Source organism: Mycobacterium sp. SMC-2 (genome assembly GCF_025263485.1).
Taxonomy (GTDB): domain Bacteria; phylum Actinomycetota; class Actinomycetes; order Mycobacteriales; family Mycobacteriaceae; genus Mycobacterium.
Genome location: NZ_CP079863.1, coordinates 5898712 through 5923590, shown reverse-complemented (window position 1 = coordinate 5923590; position 24879 = coordinate 5898712). Strand labels below are relative to the sequence as shown.

General features: G+C 64.2%; 21 protein-coding genes and 1 tRNA gene. 17 read left to right on the top strand and 5 right to left on the bottom strand.

The window, feature by feature from the left end; translation table 11 throughout:
- Nucleotides 1–76: 76 nt before the first annotated feature.
- Nucleotides 77–712: a TetR/AcrR family transcriptional regulator gene (locus KXD96_RS27815; RefSeq protein WP_260742068.1), complete on the top strand. Its 636-nt coding sequence runs from the start codon at nt 77–79 to the stop codon at nt 710–712.
- 58 nt (nt 713–770) lie between these two features.
- On the opposite strand, the gene KXD96_RS27810 is transcribed toward KXD96_RS27815, so the two are convergent.
- On the bottom strand, nt 771–1964 hold the full coding sequence (locus tag KXD96_RS27810; protein ID WP_014710942.1) for a cytochrome P450: 1194 nt from the start codon (nt 1962–1964) through the stop codon (nt 771–773).
- A gap of 83 nt (nt 1965–2047) precedes the next feature.
- On the opposite strand from KXD96_RS27810, the gene KXD96_RS27805 reads away from it, so the two are divergent.
- Nucleotides 2048–2629 carry a TetR/AcrR family transcriptional regulator gene (locus KXD96_RS27805; RefSeq protein WP_014710943.1) on the top strand — a complete coding sequence of 194 codons (582 nt, stop codon included), beginning with the start codon at nt 2048–2050 and terminating at the stop codon, nt 2627–2629.
- Nucleotides 2630–2686: 57 nt separating this feature from the next.
- Here the strand turns inward: KXD96_RS27805 and KXD96_RS27800 are convergent, their stop codons facing one another.
- Nucleotides 2687–2998, bottom strand: a complete 312-nt coding sequence (locus KXD96_RS27800; protein WP_131806047.1) for a hypothetical protein — start codon at nt 2996–2998, stop codon at nt 2687–2689.
- 59 nt (nt 2999–3057) lie between these two features.
- Nucleotides 3058–4431, bottom strand: coding sequence for a hypothetical protein (locus KXD96_RS27795; RefSeq protein ID WP_224097131.1), 1374 nt, complete (start codon nt 4429–4431; stop codon nt 3058–3060).
- 302 nt (nt 4432–4733) lie between these two features.
- On the opposite strand from KXD96_RS27795, the gene KXD96_RS27790 reads away from it, so the two are divergent.
- Nucleotides 4734–4801, top strand: a tRNA-Phe gene (locus KXD96_RS27790).
- Between the two features lie 98 nt (nt 4802–4899).
- Here KXD96_RS27790 and KXD96_RS27785 read toward each other — a convergent pair.
- Nucleotides 4900–5991 carry a site-specific integrase gene (locus tag KXD96_RS27785; protein ID WP_225601244.1) on the bottom strand — a complete coding sequence of 364 codons (1092 nt, stop codon included), beginning with the start codon at nt 5989–5991 and terminating at the stop codon, nt 4900–4902.
- Between the two features lie 836 nt (nt 5992–6827).
- Between KXD96_RS27785 and KXD96_RS27780 the strand changes: the two genes are divergently transcribed.
- From KXD96_RS27780 to KXD96_RS28675, 5 genes are all read left to right on the top strand, one after another.
- A complete protein-coding gene (locus KXD96_RS27780) occupies nt 6828–7364 on the top strand; it encodes a hypothetical protein (protein WP_225601243.1) in 537 nt (178 codons plus the stop codon).
- Nucleotides 7365–7949: 585 nt separating this feature from the next.
- Entirely contained in the window at nt 7950–8666 is a 717-nt protein-coding gene (locus KXD96_RS27775; protein ID WP_225601242.1) for a ParA family protein, read from the top strand.
- Nucleotides 8666–9556 (top strand): peptide transporter, encoded by an 891-nt coding sequence (locus KXD96_RS27770; protein ID WP_225601241.1) that lies wholly within the window; start codon nt 8666–8668, stop codon nt 9554–9556. The genes KXD96_RS27775 and KXD96_RS27770 overlap by 1 nt, the downstream gene beginning before the upstream one ends.
- A gap of 245 nt (nt 9557–9801) precedes the next feature.
- On the top strand, nt 9802–10914 hold the full coding sequence (locus KXD96_RS28850; RefSeq protein ID WP_396878927.1) for a lytic transglycosylase: 1113 nt from the start codon (nt 9802–9804) through the stop codon (nt 10912–10914).
- A gap of 59 nt (nt 10915–10973) precedes the next feature.
- Nucleotides 10974–12014 (top strand): NlpC/P60 family protein, encoded by a 1041-nt coding sequence (locus tag KXD96_RS28675; RefSeq protein WP_313901602.1) that lies wholly within the window; start codon nt 10974–10976, stop codon nt 12012–12014.
- Here the strand turns inward: KXD96_RS28675 and KXD96_RS27755 are convergent.
- A complete protein-coding gene (locus KXD96_RS27755) occupies nt 11962–12633 on the bottom strand; it encodes a helix-turn-helix transcriptional regulator (RefSeq protein ID WP_225601358.1) in 672 nt (223 codons plus the stop codon). The genes KXD96_RS28675 and KXD96_RS27755 overlap by 53 nt on opposite strands.
- Before the next feature lie 334 nt (nt 12634–12967).
- On the opposite strand from KXD96_RS27755, the gene KXD96_RS27750 reads away from it, so the two are divergent.
- The 9 genes from KXD96_RS27750 to KXD96_RS27710 all read left to right on the top strand — a co-directional run bounded on the left by KXD96_RS27750 (nt 12968) and on the right by KXD96_RS27710 (nt 24878).
- Complete coding sequence (locus KXD96_RS27750) at nt 12968–13378, top strand: WhiB family transcriptional regulator (protein WP_260742045.1); 411 nt, start codon at nt 12968–12970, stop codon at nt 13376–13378.
- The gene (locus KXD96_RS27745) at nt 13371–13694 is read left to right on the top strand and encodes a hypothetical protein (RefSeq protein WP_225601356.1); all 324 of its coding nucleotides are present in this window, start codon (nt 13371–13373) and stop codon (nt 13692–13694) included. The genes KXD96_RS27750 and KXD96_RS27745 overlap by 8 nt, the downstream gene beginning before the upstream one ends.
- Before the next feature lie 53 nt (nt 13695–13747).
- Entirely contained in the window at nt 13748–14212 is a 465-nt protein-coding gene (locus KXD96_RS27740) for a transcription elongation factor NusA (protein ID WP_225601355.1), read from the top strand.
- Complete coding sequence (locus KXD96_RS27735; RefSeq protein WP_260742043.1) at nt 14209–14373, top strand: hypothetical protein; 165 nt, start codon at nt 14209–14211, stop codon at nt 14371–14373. Before KXD96_RS27740 ends, KXD96_RS27735 begins: the two co-directional genes overlap by 4 nt.
- A 188-nt stretch (nt 14374–14561) precedes the next feature.
- A complete protein-coding gene (locus tag KXD96_RS27730; RefSeq protein ID WP_225601354.1) occupies nt 14562–15170 on the top strand; it encodes a hypothetical protein in 609 nt (202 codons plus the stop codon).
- Between the two features lie 236 nt (nt 15171–15406).
- Nucleotides 15407–20641 carry a helicase gene (locus tag KXD96_RS27725; protein ID WP_225601353.1) on the top strand — a complete coding sequence of 1745 codons (5235 nt, stop codon included), beginning with the start codon at nt 15407–15409 and terminating at the stop codon, nt 20639–20641.
- Nucleotides 20642–20813: 172 nt separating this feature from the next.
- Entirely contained in the window at nt 20814–21074 is a 261-nt protein-coding gene (locus tag KXD96_RS27720; RefSeq protein WP_225601352.1) for a hypothetical protein, read from the top strand.
- Between the two features lie 154 nt (nt 21075–21228).
- Entirely contained in the window at nt 21229–22236 is a 1008-nt protein-coding gene (locus tag KXD96_RS27715) for a hypothetical protein (RefSeq protein ID WP_225601351.1), read from the top strand.
- 1025 nt (nt 22237–23261) lie between these two features.
- Nucleotides 23262–24878, top strand: a complete 1617-nt coding sequence (locus KXD96_RS27710; RefSeq protein ID WP_225601350.1) for a DUF4226 domain-containing protein — start codon at nt 23262–23264, stop codon at nt 24876–24878.
- The last annotated feature ends 1 nt before the right edge of the window (nt 24879 follow it).

Sequence of the window (24879 nt, the reverse complement as noted above, 5' to 3'; positions counted from 1 at the left end):
AGCAGCCAGGTCATCAGTCACCATCACCCCACGGCCAGCAACCGGAAACAACCGGTCCCATGCTCATGGCAAAACGGTGGTCCCATCACCCTGGCAAGCGACAGTCGACGACGATGTCGATCCGCGCCTGGTGCGCTCCCGGACCCGGCTATTAGATGCAGCCACCAAACTCCTCAGCGCCGGCGGGATTGAAGCCGTCACCATAGACGCGGTCACCAAGGCCTCTAAAGTTGCGCGCACGACCCTCTATCGCCACTTCAGCAGCTCCACTCAACTACTGGCCGCCACATTTGAACGGCTGCTGCCGCAGGTTCACCTTCCGCCGGCGACGGGATCGTTGCGCGACCAACTCATCGAACTGTTGAGCCGACAGGCCACGCTGTTCCAGGAGGCGCCGCTGCACGTCACCACACTGGCTTGGGTCGCGCTTGGCCCAACATCAAACAGCACTCAGGAGACCTACGATCGGCACGCGCTGCGGACCCGGATCATCGAGCAGTATCGCCAGCCGTTCGATCTACTTTTGCAAAGCCCCGAAGCCTGCGCCGACCTCGATGAATTCGACCCCGAGCTGATCCTGTGCCAACTCGTGGGGCCGGTCGCCTTCGCGCGCCTCACCGGGCTGCGTGCCATCGATCGTCAAGACTGTGAGCGCATCGTCGATGACTTCCTCGCCGCGCACCGCCGCAAGGTCGACGAGCCCGCATCGTAGTGATCCCGCTCCGCGGGAATGGCGCCGCCCCAGCCGCTCTGCCTGACGCGCAGTTCGGCTAATTTGCCGACCACGAGATAGGCAAAGACATATAGCCCCGGATGAGGCCCGACCGCAGGCGCTGCGCGTTCTCTAGGTCGACTTCCCAGTTGGGCACTCGGGCCAGCAGGGCGCGCAACGCTATCCGGGCCTCCATCCGCGCTAATGACGCACCGAGACAGAAGTGGATACCTCGGCCGAACGCCACTTGATGTTCGGGTTTGCGCCCGATATCGAACACGTCGGGATCAGCAAACACTCGTTCGTCACGGTTAGCCGAGCCGAACAACAGCAGCACTGAATCACCGACGGACATCGTGACGCCATGCAGCGTGACGTCGCGGGTCAGAGTTCGTGAAAGTCCTTGCACCGGTGAGTCATACCGGAGGAGCTCCTCAACTGCGGGACCAAGCAAGTTGTCATCGGCGACTAGTCGTCGGCGAATGTCGGGATCGCTCGCAAGCACTACTGCGGCGTTGCTGAGCAGGTTCGAGGTGGTCTCATGGCCTGCGATGAGCAGCAACAGGCAAAAGCCAAGGAGGTCCTCGTCAGTAAGACGCTTTCCGTCGATCTCGGCGGACACCAAGGCCGACATCAAGTCGCCGCGCGGTTCGCGTCGACGCTCGGCGAGGAAGTCGGTGAAGTAGGCATAGACGGCCGCAGCCGCGGCCAGCCCCTCGCCCATCTCACCGCGCGCCGGATTGGACTGGACCATCGTGGTTGACCACTGCCGAAACTGTGCGCGGTCCTCGCGAGGAATGCCGAGCAAATCAGCGATCACCATGGCCGGCAGGACGGCGGCAAAGTCGGCGGCAAAGTCAACCGACCCTGCGCCCCGGTCAAGGCAATCTGATAAATCCTCCGCCAGGTCCTCAATCCCACTACTTAACGCCGCGATGCGCCGCGGGGTGAACGCCTTGCTTACCAACGCGCGCAGCTGATCGTGTCGCGGGGGATCCATCAAAATCATCATGGGCAAGAACGATGCGTGGAAATCTGAGCCCGGTGGAGTTGGAAATATGCCGTCCACGGATGAGTAGGTGTGATGGTCAAGCAGCGCGCTGACGACATCTTCGTGGCGACTGAAAACCCACGTGTTGGAATCGGCTGCGCGATACAGCGGGGCTTTGTCGCGCAGCTGCCGGTAGATGGGGTAGAGATCGTCCTGAATCGTCGCATCGAACGGGTCGTAGCGAAGTTGCACCGTCGTCATCTGAGCTCCTACCGCTGTGAATCTAATTATACGGCTGTCTAATCCAGTAGTTTAGACTGTAAGTCCAACCGAGAGGAGCGTCAATGCGCGAGGTTCCGCGAAAAATTGCCGACCGCCTGCCGCCGGCGGCGGCACTTTTCGCAGACCGCGGGCTCAACGACACCAAGATCGAAGACGTCGCCGCCACCACCGGCATCGCCAAGGCCACCCTTTACTACTACTTCGCCGGCAAAGAGGAAATACTCGCCTTCCTCCTCGAAGACGTCCTACAGCAAGTCGCGCACGAGGTCGCCGCAGTCGTGGAGGCAGAAGGCTCCGCCGCTCAGCGCCTGCACGCAGTCATCAGTGCCCAGCTGCGCGTGATGGCACAGAGACCCGCCGTCTGCCGCGCTCTCATCGGGGAACTGGGCCGCGCCGCCCGCATGCCCGTCATCGCCGACATGATCAGCGCCGCATACTTCGCACCCGTCGAGACGTTACTTCGCGCTGGCGCCGGCGACGGCTCACTCGTGACCCTCGACAACCCAGCAGTTGCCGCGATCGCGCTATTCGGTGCCGTCACGACCAGCGCACTGACCTACCTAGTGCTTGACGATGCGCTCGACGAAGATCGAATTGCCAGAACAATTCACGACCTCGTTTTTGTCGGTTTACGACCGCGCTAGCCGTCCCCCGCACCGCGTGGACGGTAGTGCGCAGCTGAGCATGGCCCGCGACTCGGACTATCCGGAGCATCCAGGCGACGCGGGGTCGTCGGAGTGAGCTACAGACAGCGCGTGACGCAGCGGATGAAGTACGGCTGGCCCACCCGTATGCACCGCCAGCCGCAGCTGCTCAATGACTGTGTGCACCTGACGTCGCTCTTCAGTGTCGGAAAGTCCGAATTCATAAAGCTCCCAACGATATTTATGATCCTCCAGCCGCAGGAGTAGCTCGTTGATCACGTTGTCCAGGTCCATCTGCTCAGCGGCCAATTCCTGATGATTCCTCGGCCGCTCACCATCCGGCAGGCGCGGCGACAGTTCGATGGTCACGTGCTAAGCGTATGTAGCCGGTTGCTGCAATGCGACGGTCAGAGGTGAATTGCGTTAGATCACTTACGGCCCGCGAGTTGTTCGTCGCGCACCGCCTTCGCCCGATCCGCCGATAACGCTGCCGCGAGCTGGGATGCGAACGCTGGTCCGTCGTTCACAAGGGCGTAGCCACCCGCGAAGCCGCCTTGGCGGCAGAGAAGTCGCCTCCGACAGACGTTGCGGTGGCGTACTTTGCCAGTCTTGGAGTTTGTTCGTTGAACTGCGACGCGGGTCATTCGCGGAACGAGTGCGGTGGGGAAGCAGTGGGTGCAATCGCTATGAATGGCCTGTGAGCGAGACCACCGACGGATGATCCTTCGGGCCGTCAGGTATGCGTCCTGGGCGATCTCAACGACTGCGGTTGCTCGTTCCAACCCGTGGACCCCCCAAAAGCGACCCGGTCCGCGGCCCGGCCGCCGCCAGGCCTCCGGAACGATGTGCTGGTATTCCTTGTCGCCCAATCTATTCGGTGATGAGTGCTTCGTGAAGTAGATCGCCAAGCGTTTGGGGTCGCAAGCACGCAATCCGTTGAGGCTGTCGATAGCCGTACCGGCGCGCAAGTGGCGTGTGCGTTGTTCAGGGTCGGGATGGGCGACGACTTCCGCCCATTCCTGCGACAACCATTCGCTGAACCTACGGCCTGATCGACCGACGGTATACGGGGGAGCCATCCATAGGTGAATGTGTGGTGCGCCGCGGCGTTGAAATTCCATCTTCCAGATGTAGCGCGCTGGTTCACCCCATTCGCGCTGAAATCGTTTGCGCCACAGCATCATATGTCGCTTTACGCTGGCTCCATCGGGTGCGACCGATTCCCAGTCGCCGGGGTAGGTCAGCGTGACCATCGCGGGTACCCGTCCGCTTTCCACCATCGGCGTGTAGTCCAGCTCGGCGAAGGTGCGGCACATCGCCGCACGCGACTTGCGGGACCATTCGGTGATCGCACGGCCCGACGGGTCAGGCACATCACGACCGGCCTTTATGCGGTCTACCTCGCCCGCTACGTCCTGCATGTGCTGGCCCACGGTCCGCTCAGATGCCTTCTCCGCGCGAACGGGATTGGTCCAGCCGAGACGGACGACGCCCGGGCCGATCGTGATCCGGAATCGCCCGCACTCAGGTTCGACATCCAGCCGGTCCCGTCCATGCGCCCATGGTTCGGCCGGTTCGAACAGCGCCGCTGCCGAGGCCACCATGTTGGGCCTCGGGAACCGCAGCCCCAAGGCATCCGAGGCCGACAGTTCCGCATCAACAATGCCGTCGACGGTGTCGCGGACACTTTTGGCGCATATAACAAGCCCGTTGGTCCCAGCCGGAACACGGTCTACGCCGCTCCCGCCGTCCGACCGACCGCTACCGCTCTCGCGCCCTGCGGCCTTGCCGGCCTCGGGCACTCGCGGTCTACCGGCGTCCGCCGCTCCGTCCGTGTTCCGGCTGGCCGTTCGGGTTGTGTCCGGCCGAAGGGTGAGTCGCTCCGCAATCGAGCTCGTTGAATGCGCGCTCGACCTCGTGATGCCGGGCATCGGGTACCTGCTCCCCGGGAGCCCCCAGCGCGCATCACTGAGTGACGGGCGATGAAGGGTCCCTTGTCGGGAGTGCTGTCACCGTGTCCGGTCTGTGTCCGATCGCCGGACGAGCAGCCTGCGTCAGACGCGCTCAGCGCGGCGTATTTGACGTATGGGAGTCATTAAACCGCAGGCCAGCGGCCGTTCCATCCACCTGAAAAGCGGAAGGTCGGCGGTTCGATCCCGCCCCTGGCCACCACATTGTTTATGCAGCTCAGAGCGCTGCTGAACGGCCCCGGCGCCTCCTCGACCGCGTGAGCAGCGGGTGAAATGGGGCCAAAATGGGGCCAAACCGGATTAACCGCGGCCCTCGTGGAAACTATCGTCGAGCGAATCAAGCGCGGTTGCAATGTCGTCAAGCTCGTCGTCGAACAGGTCCGCGTAGGTGTGCGCGGTCACGGTGATAGATGCGTGACCCATTGCCTTTTGCAGGAGTCGCAAGTCGGCGCCCGCCCGTCGCGACAGCGATGCGTAGGTATGCCGCAGGTCGTGCACACGCAAGTTGGCCCGGCCGATGTCAGTCACAGACTTCCGCCAATTGACCGCACGCTTCCAGTTCTCCAGGCTCAGCCGGGAACCCTTCGGCGACGCGATCGCCGGCGCGCCCGGGGGTCGTGCGTCGAGCCGCGCCTTAAGTGCCGGCATCAAGCGCTCGGGGATTGGGACAGAACGTCGGCCGGCTTGCGATTTCGGGTTCCCTTCAACGAGTTTGCCGCCGACTTGGGTCATCGACCGACGAACACGGATTCGACGAGCGCCCAGGTCGACATCCTCGACATTGAGGCCGGTGAGCTCACCGAATCGTAGGCCTGTGTAAGCCAGGAGCAAGACGACGTCGCCTTGAGCCCCGCATGTTTGGGCAAGTGTTGCGACTTCGCCGGCGGTGAGATAGACGTGTGTGGCTTGCCGCATCGGTGGGAATTTGGTGCGTGATGCGGGGTTCTTGCCGAGGAGCTGGTCTTCCTCGACGGCGCGGTCAAGGGTCATCTTGAGGACCGAGTGCGTCCACCTCACGGTCCGCGGTCCGAGACCCGACGCTGACATGGCATTCACCCACCGTTGGATCGACTCGTGGTCGATCCGTGCGATCGGCCACGAACCAAACTGTGGCTCGATACGCAGCCTCCAGTTGTCTTCGTATCCGCGGCGGACTTTCGCGCTCAGGTCGGGTCGGGAGGCTAGCCAGGATCGATAGACGTTGCGGAGCAGGATTTTGCCGCCGCGTGGGTCCACCCTGACGCCCGCGGCGCTGTCGGTGACGAGCCTTGCTTCGAACTGGCGCGCCTCGCGCTCTGTTCGGAAGCTCTTCTTGCGCTTCGAACGATCCGGTAGGCGCCACTGGACGTCATAACGCACGCCGTCCTTCGTCTCCCGGCGCTTTATGGCCAAGATTCCTCCCGAATGCCGTTGGGGGAATTGAGGATCAGTGCCTCCAGCCAGCAGTGACCGTGTGCAAGCTTGGTCGTTAGCTCAAAATTTGCGTTTGCGCCAATTAGTCTGTGAGGGCGAATCGCTCTACACCCGAGTCGATTCCAGCCAATCTTTGACGTCATCCAGTAACCATCGACGGTGCCGATCGCTCAGCCTGAGGTGATGTGGACCAGGCGCATCGATCCCACGTTCCCGCCTGGCCGCCCAATCATGCAGCGTTGAGACCGGAACTCCGGTCATCGCTCGAACTTCATGAGCGGTGAGCATGACGGACGCATTTTCTATAGTCATCGTCTCCAACCCCCTCTCCCGCCGTCGGTACTAGCCGGCAGGTCATACCGAGATCATGAGGCCTAGTTCTCGATTCCCGCTACCAGCAGTGCGACATTCGATCGGAAATGCACCGTCGAGTGCGGTCAGGGGTCGAAATCTGCGAGACCAGCTCGAGGAGAGCCTAAAAGCCCGAACGGGGTGAGACGCCGAAAGTGCATCTGAAATGGTCATATTGCGCCATCGCACACCAGGCGAAACCACGGTGTGTCGACCAGCGCATCTAGCGGTTTGAGGCTGCGGTACGGGGCGCCGTTGGCATACGTGCGCGTTAGCCCGTGAATGAGCACACCCGACCGGTTCCCGAATCGGACAGGTGGTTGTGGTGAGTGGTACGGATCGGTGCGTATGTGTTGCATTGGTGGGCAGACGATTTGGCGGCAGTGGGTGCGGACAAATGGGGACACAGATGATGTTGGTCAAGATGGTAGAGCGCGACGGTGCGTGCGTCCTATGGTTCCTACGTGGTGAACATCAATTCGAAATCGGCGGCGCGCAAGCGTGTCCGGGAGGCGCAGCATAAGGCCAACGAGGCACGTCTGGAGCGTGAGCGTCAAAATGTCGATGACGCTGCGTCGTTTCTCGTCGAGCTTGGGCGGCTCGTCGCCGTCGACGAGTGGGAGCGCAACCGTATCCACGAGATACGCGCAGAGGGGGAGCGGCGCCGTCACGAACACCGCCAGGCCGGCGCGACAGCGGTGGCCCGGATGCAGGGCCGCGGTGAAAGCCTCACTGCGATCGCTGAACTGGCGGGCGTCAAAGTCGGTGAGGTGCGCGCGGTGTTGAAGGCTGCCGACGCGCAGGCAGCGCCGCGCGCGGATGCATTAGGCGCGGAAGCCAGTGCGGCGCGGGGCGCAGGAAAGGGCGCGGTGCGGGAAGCCGACGGTGGCGCGGCCACCGACGCCGCGGCGCAAGCACTAGGTTCAGTAGACGCCGCCGCGCCAGAGGTTGGCGGTGGCGTGCCCAACAATGTGGCCGCGCAAACACTAGGTGCGTCGTGAACCGTCGACCCACGGTGTCGGTGAGGCGGTCTGGCGTCTGTGCACGTGCCAACGACTACTGGGCGCTGTTGTGGGTGGACCCGGTTGTGCATGCCAGCGACTGCGGCCGGTTCGACTCCTACATCGTGCGGGCCCCGGCGCAATGAACGCCCCGATCCGCGAGCGCCCGAGGAAGTGTTCACCCTCTCGGCGGCGGCTGCCGGCCAGCATCATGATGCGGCCGGATGCCATCGGGAGCGGCGAGTCGACGGGGCGCGCACAACTCACTGCCGCCGCGGAATTGCGTGACTTTTGGGGTGATGATCTGAGCCCGGCATGTCCAGTTTTCCGCGGAAAACTGGCCTCTCACTCGTCAATCGACGCAAGTCATGGACTCGCTGATGTGATTGACGGATCGGGAAGGCGCGAAAGACAGCGCGCGATCTCCGGTTGGATCCGGGCAGTTTTCCGCGGAAAACTAGCGAGATGTAACCCACAATTCAGCGTGTCTGAGGGGCGGTCGTTCGGTCAGCGACGTACTTCCTGGCGGCCGATTCCCGGAGTAGGCCGCGGCCGCGGCCCAAGCACACCAAGGTCTTCGCCCCCATGACCAAAGTTGTCACTGTTTTGAACCAAAAAGGCGGTGTCGGCAAGAGCACTGCGACCGTCAATCTGGCCGCCGTACGAGCCCAAAAACTGACCGCACATCTCGAGCCCGACGCGTTCTCGCCGGTGGCTGCAGTCTCGATAGACCCGCAGGGATCGGCAAAATGGTGGGCCAACCGGGTCGACGCACTCCCCTTCCATCTTGTCCAAGCGCACGACGATCCCCTCGAATGGCTGCAGCAGCTCAGCAACCTGCCCGGTATTGCCGAGGTCTACGTCGATACCGCCGGCTGGTTCGACATCGACGCGGACTCCGCTCGAGATGGTCTCGGTGACGGACACTCTGCCGATGCACTGCGGACCGTCCTCGACGTCACCGACGAAGCGATCGTTCCGGTGCTGCCGGCGCCGATGTGCTTCGACCCAACCGCGCGCACGATCCGTAAGCTTCTAGAACCGCGCAACATCCCCTACCGGGTCTTCATCAATGACTGGGACCCGCGCGATGGCGAACACTGGTTAGAACAAACAAAGAAGTTCATTCGCGGACAGGGATGGCCCTTAGCCGAGACGGTAGTGCGGCACTACAAGATTCACACGAATGCCTCCAGCGAGGGCGTCGTGGTCACCCAGTACAAGAAGAGTGGCTCGGCAGCCAACGCGGCGGCTGACTTCTACAGGCTTGCCGACGAACTGAACATGGTAGGAGTCCGGTAATGGGACGCGGTGGTGTCAAGACATTCGATGATCTCGTCGATGCTGTTGGCGACAACTCATCTGTTGACGGAAATGCGACCACTCCCGTCGTCGCCCCACGGTCGGGCCTGTCGCGGTCGGTGGCTCTAGGAGACCTGGTCGGCAACCCACACAACCCGCGCGATTCAGTCGGAGACCTCGACGAGTTGGCCTCCATCGTTGACTTCCAACTACAGCCCGTAGTTGTCGTCACCCGAGGCGCATTTCAAAACATCTACCCCGAGACCACGATTTCGGCGCGGTGGGTCGTAATCATCGGCAACCGGCGGTTGGCCGCCGCGCACAAGTTCGGCCGACCCGAGCTCGACATCGTGATCAAAGACGAACTCGCCAATGATCGCGCAACGCTGCTCACCGCGGTCATCTCCGAGAACGTCGACCGCTCGGGATTCGACGTGATCGAGGAAGCCAAAGCTGTCGAGAGGCTAGTGGGGGAGTACGGCAGCGCTGACGCCGCCGCCGAACATCTTCGTAAGAGCAAGACGTGGGTGTCACATCGGCGCGCACTACTCAAACTGGCCCCCGATCTGCAGGAAGCCACCCGCAGAGGCGATCTGGCGATTCGCGAAGCGCGTACACTTGCCCAGGTTCCGCTCGCACAGCAGGTCGCCCGATGGAAGGCCGCTCGCGGCCGGCCCAGTGAAGGGGCCAACACCGCCAACGAAACCGAGGACGGCAATTCGGATTCGGCGGCACAAGACGAACCAACGACGCCGCCGCTGCGCTCGGTGACGCGGGCGCTCCGAAAGTTCGACGCGGATCCAAGCGCCCTGGCGATAGCGCTGCGCGATCAACTTGGCGAAAAAAGAGCCAGGACACTGGTCGGCCAGCTCAAGAAGTTGCTCACATAGCATCGCGAGGGTCAATTTTCCGCGGAAAACTGACCCATCCATCGAAGTGGCGTGGCATACTGCACGCTCAGCCGCAATCAATTATGTTGGGCGTCAAGCGGTTTCGGTGGCACCGTTCGATATCGCAGGTGGTGGTTGTCGGCGTCAACACCGGCGAGCCGAACGCCAAACGCACCCCACGGCAACGCTCACAGCTGGGAGCGCTGGGAGGCCTGAGCGGCGAAGTTGGTGCTGGTGATAGCCGGGTGGGCGCGGCGTGGGTGATACTGCCGGGTATGTCGCTCGATGAGGTGGTCGCTGAGGCCGGCCGTGTATTGGGCGATGCGCGCAGGCTTTTCGGGGCGGCGCCGGTGATTAACGGGGGTTGGTCATCAACGCCGGGGCTGGTGACGGGTCGCCAGGTTGTCGCGGGCGCGGGACAGGCCGCCGCCGCAGGCTGGGGTGGTGCGGCGGCCACCGGGTACGGCGTTGCCAACACTGGGCAGCTATTTTCCCTGGATCACACCATCGCCGCCGACGCGGGGACCGGCCCGCCGCTGACCGGCGGGGGACAGGCTGCTGCCGCGGGTGGCGGGGGCATGGATGGGGTGATCACCGATGCCCGTTCGGGGGTGGCCGCGATCGCTCCTGCCACCGGAACCCCGGCCGGCAAGCGGGAATTGGTGACGCATTTGCAAAGCCAGCTGGATCGGGCCAAGGCCCTGTTGCGCATCTCTGAGCGGCGCAATATGGAGCTGGCGGCGTTGATCGGGCGAGGTGCCGGCGGCTACGGCGCCGGGATGGGTGCAATGCCGATGGGCGCCGGCGCCATGACCGGTGGCATGCCGATGGGTGGCTTGGGCGCCGCCGGCGGGGGAGTGGGCAGCCCACTTGCTATCCCCGGCCTCGACACCGCCCTGTCCGGCCTGACCCCAAACCACCACCACACCAACCCCGAACCGGATCGGGGATTGAACCTGGCCGCCGAGCCCGCAGGTCCCGGGGCCGACCGTGTCCGCGCGGCGATCCGCAAAGCCCTCGACATCGAAGGCGTTCACGATCCCGTAGCACGTGCCCGGTGGGAAGCCGGGATGATGCTGGTGGCTAAACGCGAATCCGGATACCGCAACGACGCCATAAACCACACCGATGCCAACGCGCAAAGGGGAGATCCCAGCGGAGGGTCGTTCCAATTCACCGGTGCAACATTCCGGCAGTACCACCAGCCGGGCACAGCAAGTAGCCGCTTCGACGACGTATCCGAAGCGTGCGCGTTCATCAACTACGCCCGCGGCCGCTATCACGTCGCAGCCGACGCGTCGAATCTGGCAGCCAACATCCAGCAGGCCGATCCCACACGACCGCCGAAGGGTTACTGAGCGGCGAAGTTGGTGCTGGTGATAGCCGGGTGGGCGCGGCGTGGGTGATACTGCCGGGTATGTCGCTCGATGAGGTGGTCGCTGAGGCCGGCCGTGTATTGGGCGATGCGCGCAGGCTTTTCGGGGCGGCGCCGGTGATTAACGGGGGTTGGTCATCAACGCCGGGGCTGGTGACGGGTCGCCAGGTTGTCGCGGGCGCGGGACAGGCCGCCGCCGCAGGCTGGGGTGGTGCGGCGGCCACCGGGTACGGCGTTGCCAACACTGGGCAGCTATTTTCCCTGGATCACACCATCGCCGCCGACGCGGGGACCGGCCCGCCGCTGACCGGCGGGGGACAGGCTGCTGCCGCGGGTGGCGGGGGCATGGATGGGGTGATCACCGATGCCCGTTCGGGGGTGGCCGCGATCGCTCCTGCCACCGGAACCCCGGCCGGCAAGCGGGAATTGGTGACGCATTTGCAAAGCCAGCTGGATCGGGCCAAGGCCCTGTTGCGCATCTCTGAGCGGCGCAATATGGAGCTGGCGGCGTTGATCGGGCGAGGTGCCGGCGGCTACGGCGCCGGGATGGGCGCGATGCCGATGGGCGCCGGCGCCATGACCGGTGGCATGCCGATGGGTGGCTTGGGCGCCGCCGGCGGGGGAGTGGGCAGCCCACTTGCTATCCCCGGCCTCGACACCGCCATGTCCGGGCTTACCCGAAACCACCACCACACCAACCCCGAACTCGTCGGTGACCACGACGCCGCGATCGCTGGGGGAGGGCCATTAGCCCGCATCGCGGTCAAAGCCGCACTAACCCGCTTGGGGTGCCCCTATGTCTGGGGGGCCAAGGGGCCCAACCAATTTGACTGCTCCGGCCTGATTCACTGGTCCTACGCTCAGGCCGGCGTCACCTTGGGTCCCGACACATACACCCAGATTCACCAGGGCGCCAGGGTAGCTCATGGAAACGTCGAAGCCGGAGACCTGATCTTTCCCGAAGCAGGGCACGTCATGCTCGCCATCAGCCCAACGCAGTGCGTCGAGGCCCAGCAATCCGGTGTGCCGGTCAGGATTTCGCCGATGCCAGCCTCGTACGTGGCGCGCCGGCCGATGGCGTAGCAGTTTCGGTCGAGGCCTCCGCGTCCCCGGCGGCGTCGCGGATGACGTCGCGATACTCGTGCAGCTCGGTCAGCGCCGACATGGTCTCGCTAAACGACTTTCCGCGCACGTGCGGCAGACTCGCGACAATGAGCGACTCTAACTGCAACAGTTGATCGTCGAGGTCGCGCAACGTTGCCTTCGCCTGTGCACTGTTGCTGTGGCGCACCAGAATCTGCGCGCATATCGCAGATATCGCCGCTACCGCCTTAGCGATTCCCAACGCCTGCAACGTGGTGCGCGGATCGGTCGACACCGACTCGAACGAGGGCTGCGACGTGAGCGCCGCTGCCGGGCGCGGTTGGGTCTGCGGGATGGGCTCACCGCGGCGTAGCGCATCGAGGGTGCCGCGCGGCCACTGCAGGGCATCTTCGAACTTCACGCGGTTGATCCGATGAGGAAATGACTTGCCGCGCTCAAGCAACGCGGCCGTGTTCAGCGACACATTCGCCGCGTCAGCTAGCTCTCGCTGCGTTTCCAGCCCAACTTCGACTCGACGGTCGGCAACGGCCTTACCCACCCGCTCTAGCGGACTCTCGCCAGGTGGAGTCACCTTGGTGCTCACCGTGTCCTTCGCCATCGTCGCCGCCGTCGTCGACCGACGACTTCTCGGATACTTGCAAGTTAACTATAGAAGTTGACCACGTTCAGCCACGATCGGACACGGGATCCGCCACAGATGCGCCAACTGACGGATGAGCAGAAATAGTCTGGTTTAGATGGCAATACATGGTCCCGCGCAGCGGGATGCACCAGGCTCAAACGCGCCACACGCGTGTGAGCTGCGTCGACTTATTTTGGCGACGCCATTGTCCGAACCGCTGTTGCCTATCAGCGCATGAGCAGCTATAAACGTACTCAGCGCACAATATACACAGGATTATGCACAGGTATGATTAGGAATGGAGAGTGCCGTGACCACCATTCGACCCTTGCGAGCCGACACCGGCCTGTGCGAGTACGAAGACCCCGACACCTGGTTCAGGGGATATAGCGGGGAGCGAGAGTCGGCAGCGATATGCACCAACTGCCCCATCATCGTCGCCTGCGCCCAGAACGCCCTCAGATTTGGCGCTACCGATGGGGTGTGGGCGAGTGTGGCCATGCCCGGCGCCCGTGACGTCACCGCCCTCAAGGCCGCTCGAGCGCAATTACGCGAGGTCATCGCCCGCTACCGAAAGCAACCTCCAGCGCTACGGCTGCGGTCCCTGCAAATCCGTCAGGCCGTGCACTTCGCGGCGACCCAGCGCGACCTGCGCCGCCGACAAGCAGCTAAACCCGCGTCCAGGGCAAGTGTGACGCTAAGGGAGAAGGCCAGTGCCTAGCAGCAGCGCAGCCACCCGCGTCCTGCGTGATGATCTGCTCGCCCAACTCCGCATCGCGCAACGGCCCCTCACGACAGCCCAGTTGCGCCTGCACGCGCCTGACGTGCCGGTCCCGGGGGTCGCGATATCCTGCGCCCCGATCCACGAGCAGATCTACCGGGTGCTGTGCGGCCTTGAGCGTCAAGGCCTGCTGACCCGCGGTGGCCGTGAAGGCCGCGAGGTCACCTGGACGGCGGCCGCCAACCCCGCCGACCGCGAAATAGCCGCCCTGGAAGCCGCTTTCAGCGCCTCGGACGGCCAGCCGGCGCCACGTTGAAAGGGCGCCATCCGATGAGCACATGTCCCGTTCGAGCGGCGCTGACAGCTCGGGTGCCCGAACTGGCCAACGGCTCCGTCGAAATCATTGCGGTCGCACGCGAGCCCGGACTGTTGGCTAAAGTCGCGGTCCGATCACGTGTTCGCGGGATCAACGCGGTCGCCGTCTGTATCGGGTGGGGCGGCCTGCGTATCGCCGACGTCGAAAAGCGCCTCTGCGGCGAACATGTCAGCATCATCGCCTACGACAGCGACACTGCCAGGTACGTGATCAACGCGCTGGGAATCAAGTCTGCGATCGCCGAAGTCGTCAACCCTGAACAGCGCCGCATCCGCGTCTGCGTCAACCCCGATGAGTATGCGCGCGCACTAGGCAAGGCTGGTCGCAACTTGCGCCTTGTTCGGCAGCTGACCTCCTGCAGCATTCACATCCGCACCGCCACTGCCGCTCATCGTGCCCCCCGTGGTTGCACCACCAGGCAGTTGGCGCCGATCCCGTACCGAAAGGCAGCCCAATGAGCGCAAACACCCTGTATGACATCGAGCTGCGCGATTGGGACCGAGCCGAAATCCCATCTGCCACATCGCAAAGCGGCGCCTACGCGGCGCGTACCGAGGTCTCGTGGTCCAACCGGCAGATCTCCACCCCGACATTATTCGACTGCGGCACAACGACATGACTTCCCCCGATGCACGCTCGGCTGCGGCACGAAGGCGGGCTGCTGAGTGTCGGCTGCGCCAGTTTATGGCTAACCACGGTTACCCCGACCCCGACACGAGCCGATCGGAGCGCACAATATGGCACGGAGGACGCGGCCAGATCCACTCCAGCCGGGTCTGTTCGATATCTTCGGCGGGGACGGTGGTGGTGACGAGCCCAGAGATACGCCAGATCGTGGCGGAGGCCTACGCGGGCCCGCTCGAGCTGCCCCCGCAGTGGAGCCCAGCCCAACGCGAGACATTCCTGGACAGCCAGGCGGCCAGGATCAGCTACCAGGTCGCCGAGCTGGCGGCCGAGATGGGCGCCCAGGCGGTAGGGGCGTGGATCCGCGGCCGCGGCCAGCATCCGGACTACCTGACGAAGGCGGGGCTGCTGAACACCGCACGCAGCCAGGCGATGGAGATCGTGCTCAACAACGAGCTCTACGAGCAGATCCCGACCGAGGAGGACCAGCCCAGCAACCTGTGGGGGGAGCGCAACGACCCAGCGTCCGATCGCAGTCAGGTGCCCTGGGATCAACGCTGGACCCGGCCCCAGTATCGCAGCGACCCCAGCCAGAACATCGAGGCGCTGATCGCGGATCTGTGGCCGGACCCGAATTACTCGGCGGTGTTTCGGATCAAGGCCGGATACCTGCTAGCCGCCCGGGCCGAGGATGGCCTCCCCCTCCCGAGCGGGCCGGACGATCCGCTCACGAGCACGCTGTCTCAGATGGTCTACACCGATCTGCGCGACGACGGCATACCCGAGCGGTAAACGCCCAGCCCTCACTGTTCGATGAGGCCGATCAGCCCACCGATCCGCGCTCGATTGACCCCGGCGGCGCCCCGCTGCCGCGGCTGAACTCGCGCACACCAGCCCACCAGCCAATCGACCCGCCGGCGGGCGCCGTACAGAGCCCGGCTGTATCAGACGAACCGACGCCGGCCGCCGAGCGGCGGATAGAAGAATTCACCAGCCCCACCGATTTTCCGGCAAGCCTCGACACCCTGGTGCCATCGGGGTCCAAAGCGCGCATCCGCGCCAACATTGCCGCCGTCGAGCTGCTGCGCGCCCTGCAGGACGCGCAGCGGCCGGCCACCCCAGCCGAACAGCGTGTTCTGGCCACCTGGTCAGGCTGGGGTGCGGTACCCCAGGTGTTCGACCCCCGCGCCAGCGAGCTCGTCGCCGAACGCGACACACTGGCCGAGTTGCTCGACCGCGATCAATACCGCCAGGCAGAGGCCTCCATCCTCAACGCCCACTACACCGATCCGGCCATCGCCGCCGTGGTGTGGGAAGCACTAGGTCGGGCCGGGTTTACTGGCGGCAGGGTCCTCGAACCAGGTTGCGGGGCGGGAACATTCATCGCTCACGCCCTCGATGAGGCAGTCATGGTTGGTGTTGAAAGTGACGCCACCACCGCAGCCATCGCCGCCCTGCTCTACCCATCGGCTCAGATCCGCCACGAAGGTTTCGAATCCACTCGCGTCCCCGAGAACAGCTTCGCCGCCGCCGTCGGCAACGTCCCCTTCGGCCGCTACGCGGTCACCGACCCCGCCCACAACCCCGCACGTCACTCCATCCATAACCACTTCATCGTTAAGTCCCTCGCGCTGACTGCCCCTGGTGGATACGTGGCTGTGCTGACCAGCCGCTACACCCTGGATGCAGCGAAAACGGCTGCCCGGCGTGATATTTCGGCCAAAGCCGACCTCATCGGCGCGCTCCGGCTCCCGTCGAAGGCGTTTACGCGGGTGGCCGGCACCGAGGTCGTCACCGACCTGCTCATCCTGCGCCGCCGCGATCCCCGAACGCCTGCCCCCGACGAACTGCCCGACTGGATCAACACCGAAGCCATCGAGCTCACCGACCCCGACACCGGCGCCGGCGAAACCCTGCACATCAACTCCCATTTCGTCGCCAACCCCCACAACGTGCTCGGCCAGATGCGCGCGGGCCGCGGACTCAACGGCTCCCACCAACTCGTTGTGCGCGGCACCAGCGGCATCGAGCTCGCCGAGCAGCTGCGCGACCGGCTACACGTGCTCATCGACTCGGCCATGAAGCACGGGCTCGGATTAACCGCCACGCCGGCTGAACTCACCGACGTCGCCGCAGACGCCTTCGACCCCGGCCTGATCACCGCCGCCGACCGCGGTGAGGACACCCCGCTCTACACATTGCGCTACAGCGAGGCCAACCGCGGCATCGAGTACTGGGCCGGACACCAATGGGAACCCCACAGAACCCCGAAAACGCTGCTAGCAGAAACCCGTGAACTCATCGGCCTGCGCGACGTCGCCGTCAGCCTGATCGCCTCCCAACGCGACGGCCGGCCCGCCATCGAGCGCGACCAGCTCCGCGGACACCTCAACACCCTCTACGACAACTACGTGCGCCGCCATGGCCCACTCAACCGGTTTACCTGGGTCTATCCCACCGTCACCCAAGAACGCCACGATCAGCGCTTGGCCGCCGCCGAAACCGCCTGGCGCGCCGCCGAAGGCACCCCCGAGCGCCCCTACACCGGGCCCGTGCCCGACGACGTCGCCGTGCAATGGGACACCGAGGCCTCCGAAGCGCCGGCGCCTTACAAGAAGCGGCGTCACCTCGACGGCGGAATGCGTCACGACCCCGGATGGGCACTGGTCGCCTCATTGGAAATCTTCGACGAAGACACCGGCACCGCCCAGAAGTCGGCCATCTTTTCCACCGACCTGCTTACCCCGCCGCTGGAGCGCGCCAGCGCCGACACCCCCGAAGAAGCGTTGGCGATGTGCCTGGACCGCACCCAGCGCGTCGACGTCGACCTAATCGCCAACCTGCTAGAAGTCGAAGTCGACGACGTCCGTGACCTGATCGCCGGACTGGTCTATCCCAGCCTCGATGACCCCGACGAACTCGTCCCCGCCGTGAGTGCCCTGTCAGGCAACGTGCGCACCAAACTCGCCCGCGCACTCGATGCGGCAGAAACCAATCCGATCTACAACGACTACGCCGCCGCCCTGCAACAGGTGCTGCCGCCCCAGCGTGAAGCCCAAGACATCAAAGTGCGCCCGGGGGCCCCCTGGATCCCGGCCCAAGTCGTCGCCGCCTTCGCCGAGAAAACGTTCGATGCCACCGGTGTGGTCGCCGAACACCTCGGCGGGCGCTGGGTCGTCGACGTTGCCTCCTACAAACGCCACGGCCGGCTGATGACCGACGAATGGGGAACCGACCGACGCGGCTGCGACGCGGTTAGCCTGCTCGAGGCCGCCTGCAACTCCAAAGCCGTCCTCGTCAACAACGACGACGGTGTCCTCGACCCGCAGGCCACTTTCGCCGCCCAGGCCAAAATGGCCAAAATCAGCGAGGAATTCACCCGCTGGCTGTGGTCTGACGACGCCCGCCGCGACACCCTGGTCGCCGAGTACAACCGGCGCTTCAACTCGCTGCGCGCGCCTGCCTACGACGGCTCACACATGCGGTTTCCCGGCATGTCGGACCACTTCACGCCGCACTTCTACCAGCGCAATGCCGCCGCGCGAATCGTCTCCGAGCCCACCGTTCTCTTGGATCATGTTGTCGGAGCGGGCAAGACAGGAAGCATGGTCGCTGGTGCGCTGGAACTGCGGCGGCTGGGGTTGGTGCGCCAACCCTGGCTCGTGGTACCCAACGCGATCACCGAACAAGTTGGCCGCGAAGCCCAACAGTGGTATCCGGCCGCCAGGATTCTGCTCGGCTCAGCGGCCACCACCGCTGATGGACGGCGCCGCTTCATCGCCCAAACCGCCTCAAGCGATTGGGATCTCGTTGTCATCCCGCAGTCGGCGTTCACCGCGATCAACGTCTCCACGGACATGCGCGTCGACTACATCGAAAACCAGCTCGACACCTTGCGCGAACAACTCCAATCCGCCGAAGCCGACCGCAGCAAAAAGCGCATCGAACTGGCCATCAAAAGCGCCAAGGCGCGGCTAGAAAAACTGTTGGCAGCCAACGCCAAAGACACTGGCTTGCGGTTTGAGGAATCCGGTTGCGACTACCTGATGATCGACGAGGCCGACACATACAAGAACTTGGGCCGCACCTGCAACATTGAAGAATTATCGTGCCCCAACGCATCGCAACGCGCCGAGGACCTCGCCCTCAAACTCACCGTGTTGCGCCAGCGGCGCCGCGACGAGGCGCTGGCCAAAGGCATTCCCGCGCACCGGGTCGTCGAACGGGTCGCCACCTTCGCCACCGGCACACCGATCAGCAACTCATTAGGCGAGCTATGGGTCATGCAGACCTACTTGCGGCCCGACCTTTTAGAGCAAGCCGGGGTCGCTGACCTGGGGGACTGGGGTGCCGCGTTTACCGCGACCACCACCAGCATCGAGGTCAACGCCACAGGCACCAAGCTGCGGCCCGTCACGCGAGTAGGAAAGTTCACCAACTTGCCCGCACTGCTGGCCCTGTCCTCGGTCTACACCGCCGTCGTGACCCGCGACCAAGTCCCCGTCGAGCTGCCGCCGCTTCGCAGCGGGCAACGCCAAATCATCAGCTTGCACCCCGACATCGAAGTCGTCGACTTCATTACCGACTTGGGCTACCGCCTCGATCATCTCGACTCACGCAATCCCCGACGCGACAACCCACTCAAAGTCAGCAACGACGGGCGCAACGTGTCGTTGGATCCACGGTTGGCCCACTTGCCCAAACCGCGACACAGCCGCGCCTGCGCAGTCGCCGAGGCAGCCATGCGCGTCCATCACCGTCACGCGCATCGCGCCTACACTCATCCCGACACCGGCGCGCCGGCTGGTACTGGGGCACTGCAGATCATGTTCTGCGACCGTGGCACCCCATCCAAAGACCCCGCCCAGTTCACCATCTACCAGGCGATCAAAGACGAACTCGTGGCGCGCGGCATGCCCGCAGCCGCGATCCGCTTCGTCCACGAGGCGAAAGATCTTCAAGAGATCAAAACGCTTTTCGCCCGGTGCATTAGGGGAGACGTCTCAGTGCTGATCGGTAGCACCGAGAAAATCGGCGCCGGGGTCAACGTGCAAGCCCGAGCCGCCGCGCTGCATCACGTCGACGTGCCATGGCGCCCGCGCGACCTAGAACAACGCGAAGGCCGCATTCAGCGCCAAGGCAACCAAAACCTTGACGGCGTCGACATCTTCATCTACGTCACTGAAGGCTCCTACGACACCGTCATGTGGCAAAAAGTCCAAGCCAAAACGCTGTTCATCGAACAGATGCGCCGCAACGAGGTCCTCGATATCGAGATCGACGACCTTTCCGGCGGTGACATCGGGACGGCCGCCGCAGAAACCAAGGCCATCGCCACCGGCGACCCGCGTTACATACACCAAGTTGAACTCGACGACACCGTTAAGCGCCTCACCGCCCTGCAGCGCGCACACAGTCAATCGGTGCGCAACCGCGACTGGCAAGTCAGTGTGCTCGAGCGCGCGATTCCCAACAAACAACGCGCCATCGACGAGCTCACCCCAGTCGCCACGGCAGCCGCCGCGCATGCCTCCGCCGGCGGGCCACCACGGCTGACCGTCGCAGACACCATCTACACCGAGCGTGTCCCCGCCTCCTACGCACTGGCTGCGGCCTGCCGGCGCGCCTACGCCGCCGGCAAAGACCGCGGCGCCGGCCGCTTCGAACCCATCGGCGCCACCATCTACGGCATCGACATTCTGGCCGCCTGCGACCTCACCCACGACCAATTGCTACTCCGACTAGCCGTGCCGTCGCGCACGGCAGAAATCGACGGCCTTGAAGTGTTATCCACCGGCGCAGGTCTGGGCTCCGACGTCAACGGCCCCAAACAACTCGGACTGCTGCGCCGCGTGGAAAACCTCTATACCGGCCTACCCGAACACCACGCACGACTGCAGCACGAACGCGACCGCGACCAGGCCGCCCTCGACGACTTTGTAGCCAACCCCCCAGCACCGTTCGAACACGCCGACGAACTGGCCACAAAAGACGCAGAACTTAAAGCCCTCACCCTCGAGCTGCGCATGGCCGCCCAAAGCCCCGAAGCCAAAGCCAAAGCCGCCGCGGCCGAACAACGCATGGCCGCCCGCGGCCGCAAACCCGGATGGAGCCTGCTCCTGAACCCCACACCGGCTCTGGTCGAAGAACTCGGCTACCCCAGCGCCGATGCCCTACGCAAAATTGTCCGCGCCCGAGAACGCCTTGGCCTCGAACAACACGACCACCAGCAAGGCCTCGCCGGTCCCGAGCACGACTTCTGAATGTCCAAACCGGAAGTTAGACACTACATTCGAACACAATCCCTGGTGTGGCGCTTGAGTTCCCCGCGCCGTTTCATCGCCGCATATTCGAGCCGTCGCCGCCGCATGCCGACCCATGGCGAAACCTCGCAGCCTTTGTCGCGCAGCACAGCCACGCGGTTTACTGTGCGGCATGCCCGAATCCGGACCTTCGGCTCAAGCCCAACAAGACATCCGCGCCGTGCAAGCCTTGCCCGACAATCTCGCCCGCCGCGAGCACGTCCATGCCGCCCGGCAACGCGCGCGGGCCCTCCTTCTGGATGCCACGAGCACGCCCGAACAAATGTCCGCCGCCCGGCGCGATATCGGACAAGCGCGCGCACTCACTAGCGACCTGTACCGGCCGCGCACCCCCAGCACCCCTGACCTGGATCACAGCCTCAGTTTTGAATAAAGCTGTGACGCCGCTCATACGCCAGTACGTGCATGCCGGAGACCGAATGAACGAGCAGTTGGCCGATCCGGTCGCCGACGCCCCGCACGCCACATGAGCACGAAGTCGGCGACGGCGATGGAAGCCGCACTGGATCTGGGTAATACTGGCCAGTATGTCGTCACTCGATGGACTGGTGGCCGAGACAGGTCGCGTGCTCAGTGATGCTCGCCGGCTTTTCGGCGCGGCGCCCGTCGAAGGGGCGTTGCCTTCAGCGCAGCAGTTGATGGCGGGCCGAGCAGCTGTAGCGCACGTGGGGCAGGCCGCAGCTGCCAATTGGCAAGGCGAGGTAGCGACGACCTATGCTGCGACCAACGCCGATCAGGTCCATGCGGTAGACCGCACGATAGCCGCCGATGGCCAAGTCAATCCGGCGCTGACCCATGCCGGACAGGCCGCCGCGGCGGGAGCACGAAGCATCGACGACCTGATCTCTCACACCCGCGCGGGGGTTAGCGCACTGGCCCCCAGCACACGTAGCGCCGCAGGACAGCAGCAACTGGCCAGCTTTTTGCAAGGTCAGCTCAACCAGGCGAAGGGATTGCTGCAAAACTTCCAGCAGCGCAATGCTGAAATAGCCGGCACCATCCAAAACGCTGACTACGGGCGCCTTTCCGGTAGCCACGGCAAGGAGTCACCACCTACTGCGCCGCTGGATTCGCGCACGTGGAAGCCGGGCGATAAGCGGCATATGCCCTACAACGCCGGCCCGGGTGGGATGGGCCCGCCCAACTATCCTGATTCGCCGCCGTGGGTTGATATATGGGATCGATCAGGAGCGGACGACCCCGACAAAGTTCCGCACTACTTTGTCAGATCCGATGAAATCCCCGGCTACAAGGTGTATCCGCCTGGAGCCCTCGGGCCACCAACGGTGCTCGACGAACACGGCAATCCAGACCCATATGTCCAGTTGGGCCCAAACACAGGCGTCTGGGTACCGCAGTCGGACTTTCCGGGAGCGAAAATCTATCCGCCTGGCTCTAACCCACTGCCACCCTACGGATACGACGAATGGTTGCCAGGGTCCGGGATTTATATGTGGCACAGCGATTTAACCCCCGAACCGTACAACCCTTCCGGCCCTCTAGGGCCACCAACCTATCCGCAGCAAGGCCACTAACTACGAACTAGAAGTCACGCCCGCGGACGGCCGGCGAACAACGGGCGGCCTACAGCCGCCCCCTGGCCCGTCGCGGTGCAAATCTACCCCAAGGCCGGCGTCAACCTGCGCGCGTCAAAGTTCTGGCGGGAATTTGATCGCGACCGTCGCGTCGGCCGATAAGTTGCCCGAGCGTTGGTGGAAAGTGCAGCGCTCGAAGGGATTTAACATCGGAACCAAAGAGGTGCTGCGCCCGGATCGCTGATACCGGATCGCTGGTAGAGGTGTCAGGTTGCATCGCGAGAATAAAGTGGATCGCCGACGAGCTGACCAGTTTGCGCGACGGTACCCCAGCTAAGCTAGCCGACGATCCGAGCATCACGCGCGCAGTCGTGCAAGACGTCGATACAAAGATTGAGGAAATCCAGGACGTACTTACGGCCAGCCGCAAGACCGCTTCTCCGGCGCCACCGGTCAGATGATCGGTTCCCGGCCGGGTCGCAATAAGCCTGTGTGCCAGGCTGATTCGTTAACGTCGCAATTTGACCCTGCTCTTGTCCAGGCTGGCCCTGCCAGAGGTGCGTCGGCTTTCGCGTCGCGCATGTCGGGTGTTGGCGGCTACTGCTTGTGCAGCTAGGGGATTCAACTGCGGGGAAGGGCCGTGCGGCGAGAAGAATCGACGAGGCGCAACCCGTGATGGTGCCGCGAACCCGAAAGTCATTGCCGCCGACAGATATGCGCGCGGTGCTCGATGCGACCGATGTAGAGCACGCGATCGTTGCCTTCGGAGCTTACGGCTAAGATCGCCGACTGGCTCGCCGTCGACGCTCACAGTCGCGAGGCTTCTCAACTTAAGGCACTCCTGTGTGCCGTATCTCCGGACCGATTGACGCAGGTGTGCGAAGTTGCAGGACGCATCTGGTGCGTTGTGTCTTGACAGAAAACAAAAGTCGACAAGCCGTGTGGACATGCTGGCGTAGCCGGTCTTTGGTGAATGTGGCGTTGTTGGTAGCGGCTAACGCGACTCGGGACTTATTGTCCCGAACATGACGGGCTGGACCGATGTAGCGCTGTCCCAGGTGCTCGGCGGAGTATCCGAGGTATTGGGGTCACCTTTCCCTCAAAGCCCGGCGCCTGGCGGCCCGATGCCACTAGACCCGGCCCCAACGGCTCCGGTCAGCTCACGCGATCAGCTCACCAAGCTCGACCGGGCCAAGCTGACTTACATGGGTATTAACCCGGATACGGCTCCGATGCCCGAAATCAACAGGGCACTTGGCCGCGATCAACCCGCAGCGCCTCCTGCGCCGCCGCCCCCTCCGGGGTCCCCGGCCCCCACGACCCCGGCCGGCACGCCACCGCCACCGGGACTGAGCGGGGCGGGGGCCGAAGCCGCCAAGCGTCTCGATGAGGCGCTGGCCAAGAATCATTCGGCGCTCAATGACGCTGATGACAAACTGGCTGACGCGCTGCTTAAAGCGTCGAGCTCTAGCGCGGATGGCCGTCAGCGGCTGCAAGGCCTGCAGCAGGACATCATCGACCAGGTCACCAAGTTAGGGTCGTCGCTGGATACTGCGACCGGCCAGCAGCAGCTGGCAGAGTTTTTGCAGGGCAAAACCGACGACATCCTCAACGTTCTGAAAAATGCTGGGCTGGACTCGGATTCACAAGCGCGGGTGCTAGACGGCCTCTCGGCGCGCTATCAGGCGTTGCAAGACAAGAAACCTGGCGATGACCCACACACCGAGGGTGCGGCCGGCGACGGCACTGGCAGCCCGGATACACCCGGCACCGCACTGGGCGGCGCGGATTCTCCCGCCGGGACCGGCGACGGTACTGGCAACGGCAATGACCCACTACTGGACGGGCTGGCATCCGACCCGTTGATGTCGCGGTTGGGCATGATGGCAGGACCTGCGATGGGCGCTCTTGGCTCGCTGCCAGGTGCGCTCGGTTCAGCGATTCCCTCGCTCGGCGGTGGCGGTGGCGGCGGGCTGGGAGATTTAGGTTCCGCGATCGGTGGGGCGCTACGAGATGGCGGCCACGATCCGGACCTGGCCTCCCATGAGCACGCCGATCCGTTAAAAGACCCGTCCGGGTCGCACACCAGTGACGACAAAACTCAAGATGGTACGCAGCCAGCCGCACTGCACGACCCAGGCGACAAAGGTGACAAAGGGGACAAGGCGGGCACAGAAAACGCTGGCAGTGGCTCCACACCGCCGCCGTCAGCGCCGGCAGCGCCCGGTCAGATGCCAGCACCCTCGACTCAGGTCCAGTTGCCCGACCAATCGGTGCGAACCGCGGCCAATGGCGCACTCGCGCAGGCCGGACGTGCAGTGCTCTCAGGAGACAGCATCGATGACGCCTATGCCGCGGCCAAACTTCAGTTGCCGCCGCTGGGTTCGCCGGTGAGTTCACCCATGGCTCCCTCGCGGCTGCAGTTCGGCGATGTGGGCCAATACACCGACCATCGAGTCATGGCCCTGGACAAAGACCATGTTTGGCTTAATGACCAAGTCACGCCGATCGACCAACTCGAGACCGGCCCGAATTTCTTGGGATGGACGCACGTGTCGGCCCCGACAGCGACAACGGTGACCGCGGCGGCCACCGCGCCGGCGCCGGCAGTGGCGCCCGCACCGGCGCCGCGGACAACTTGAG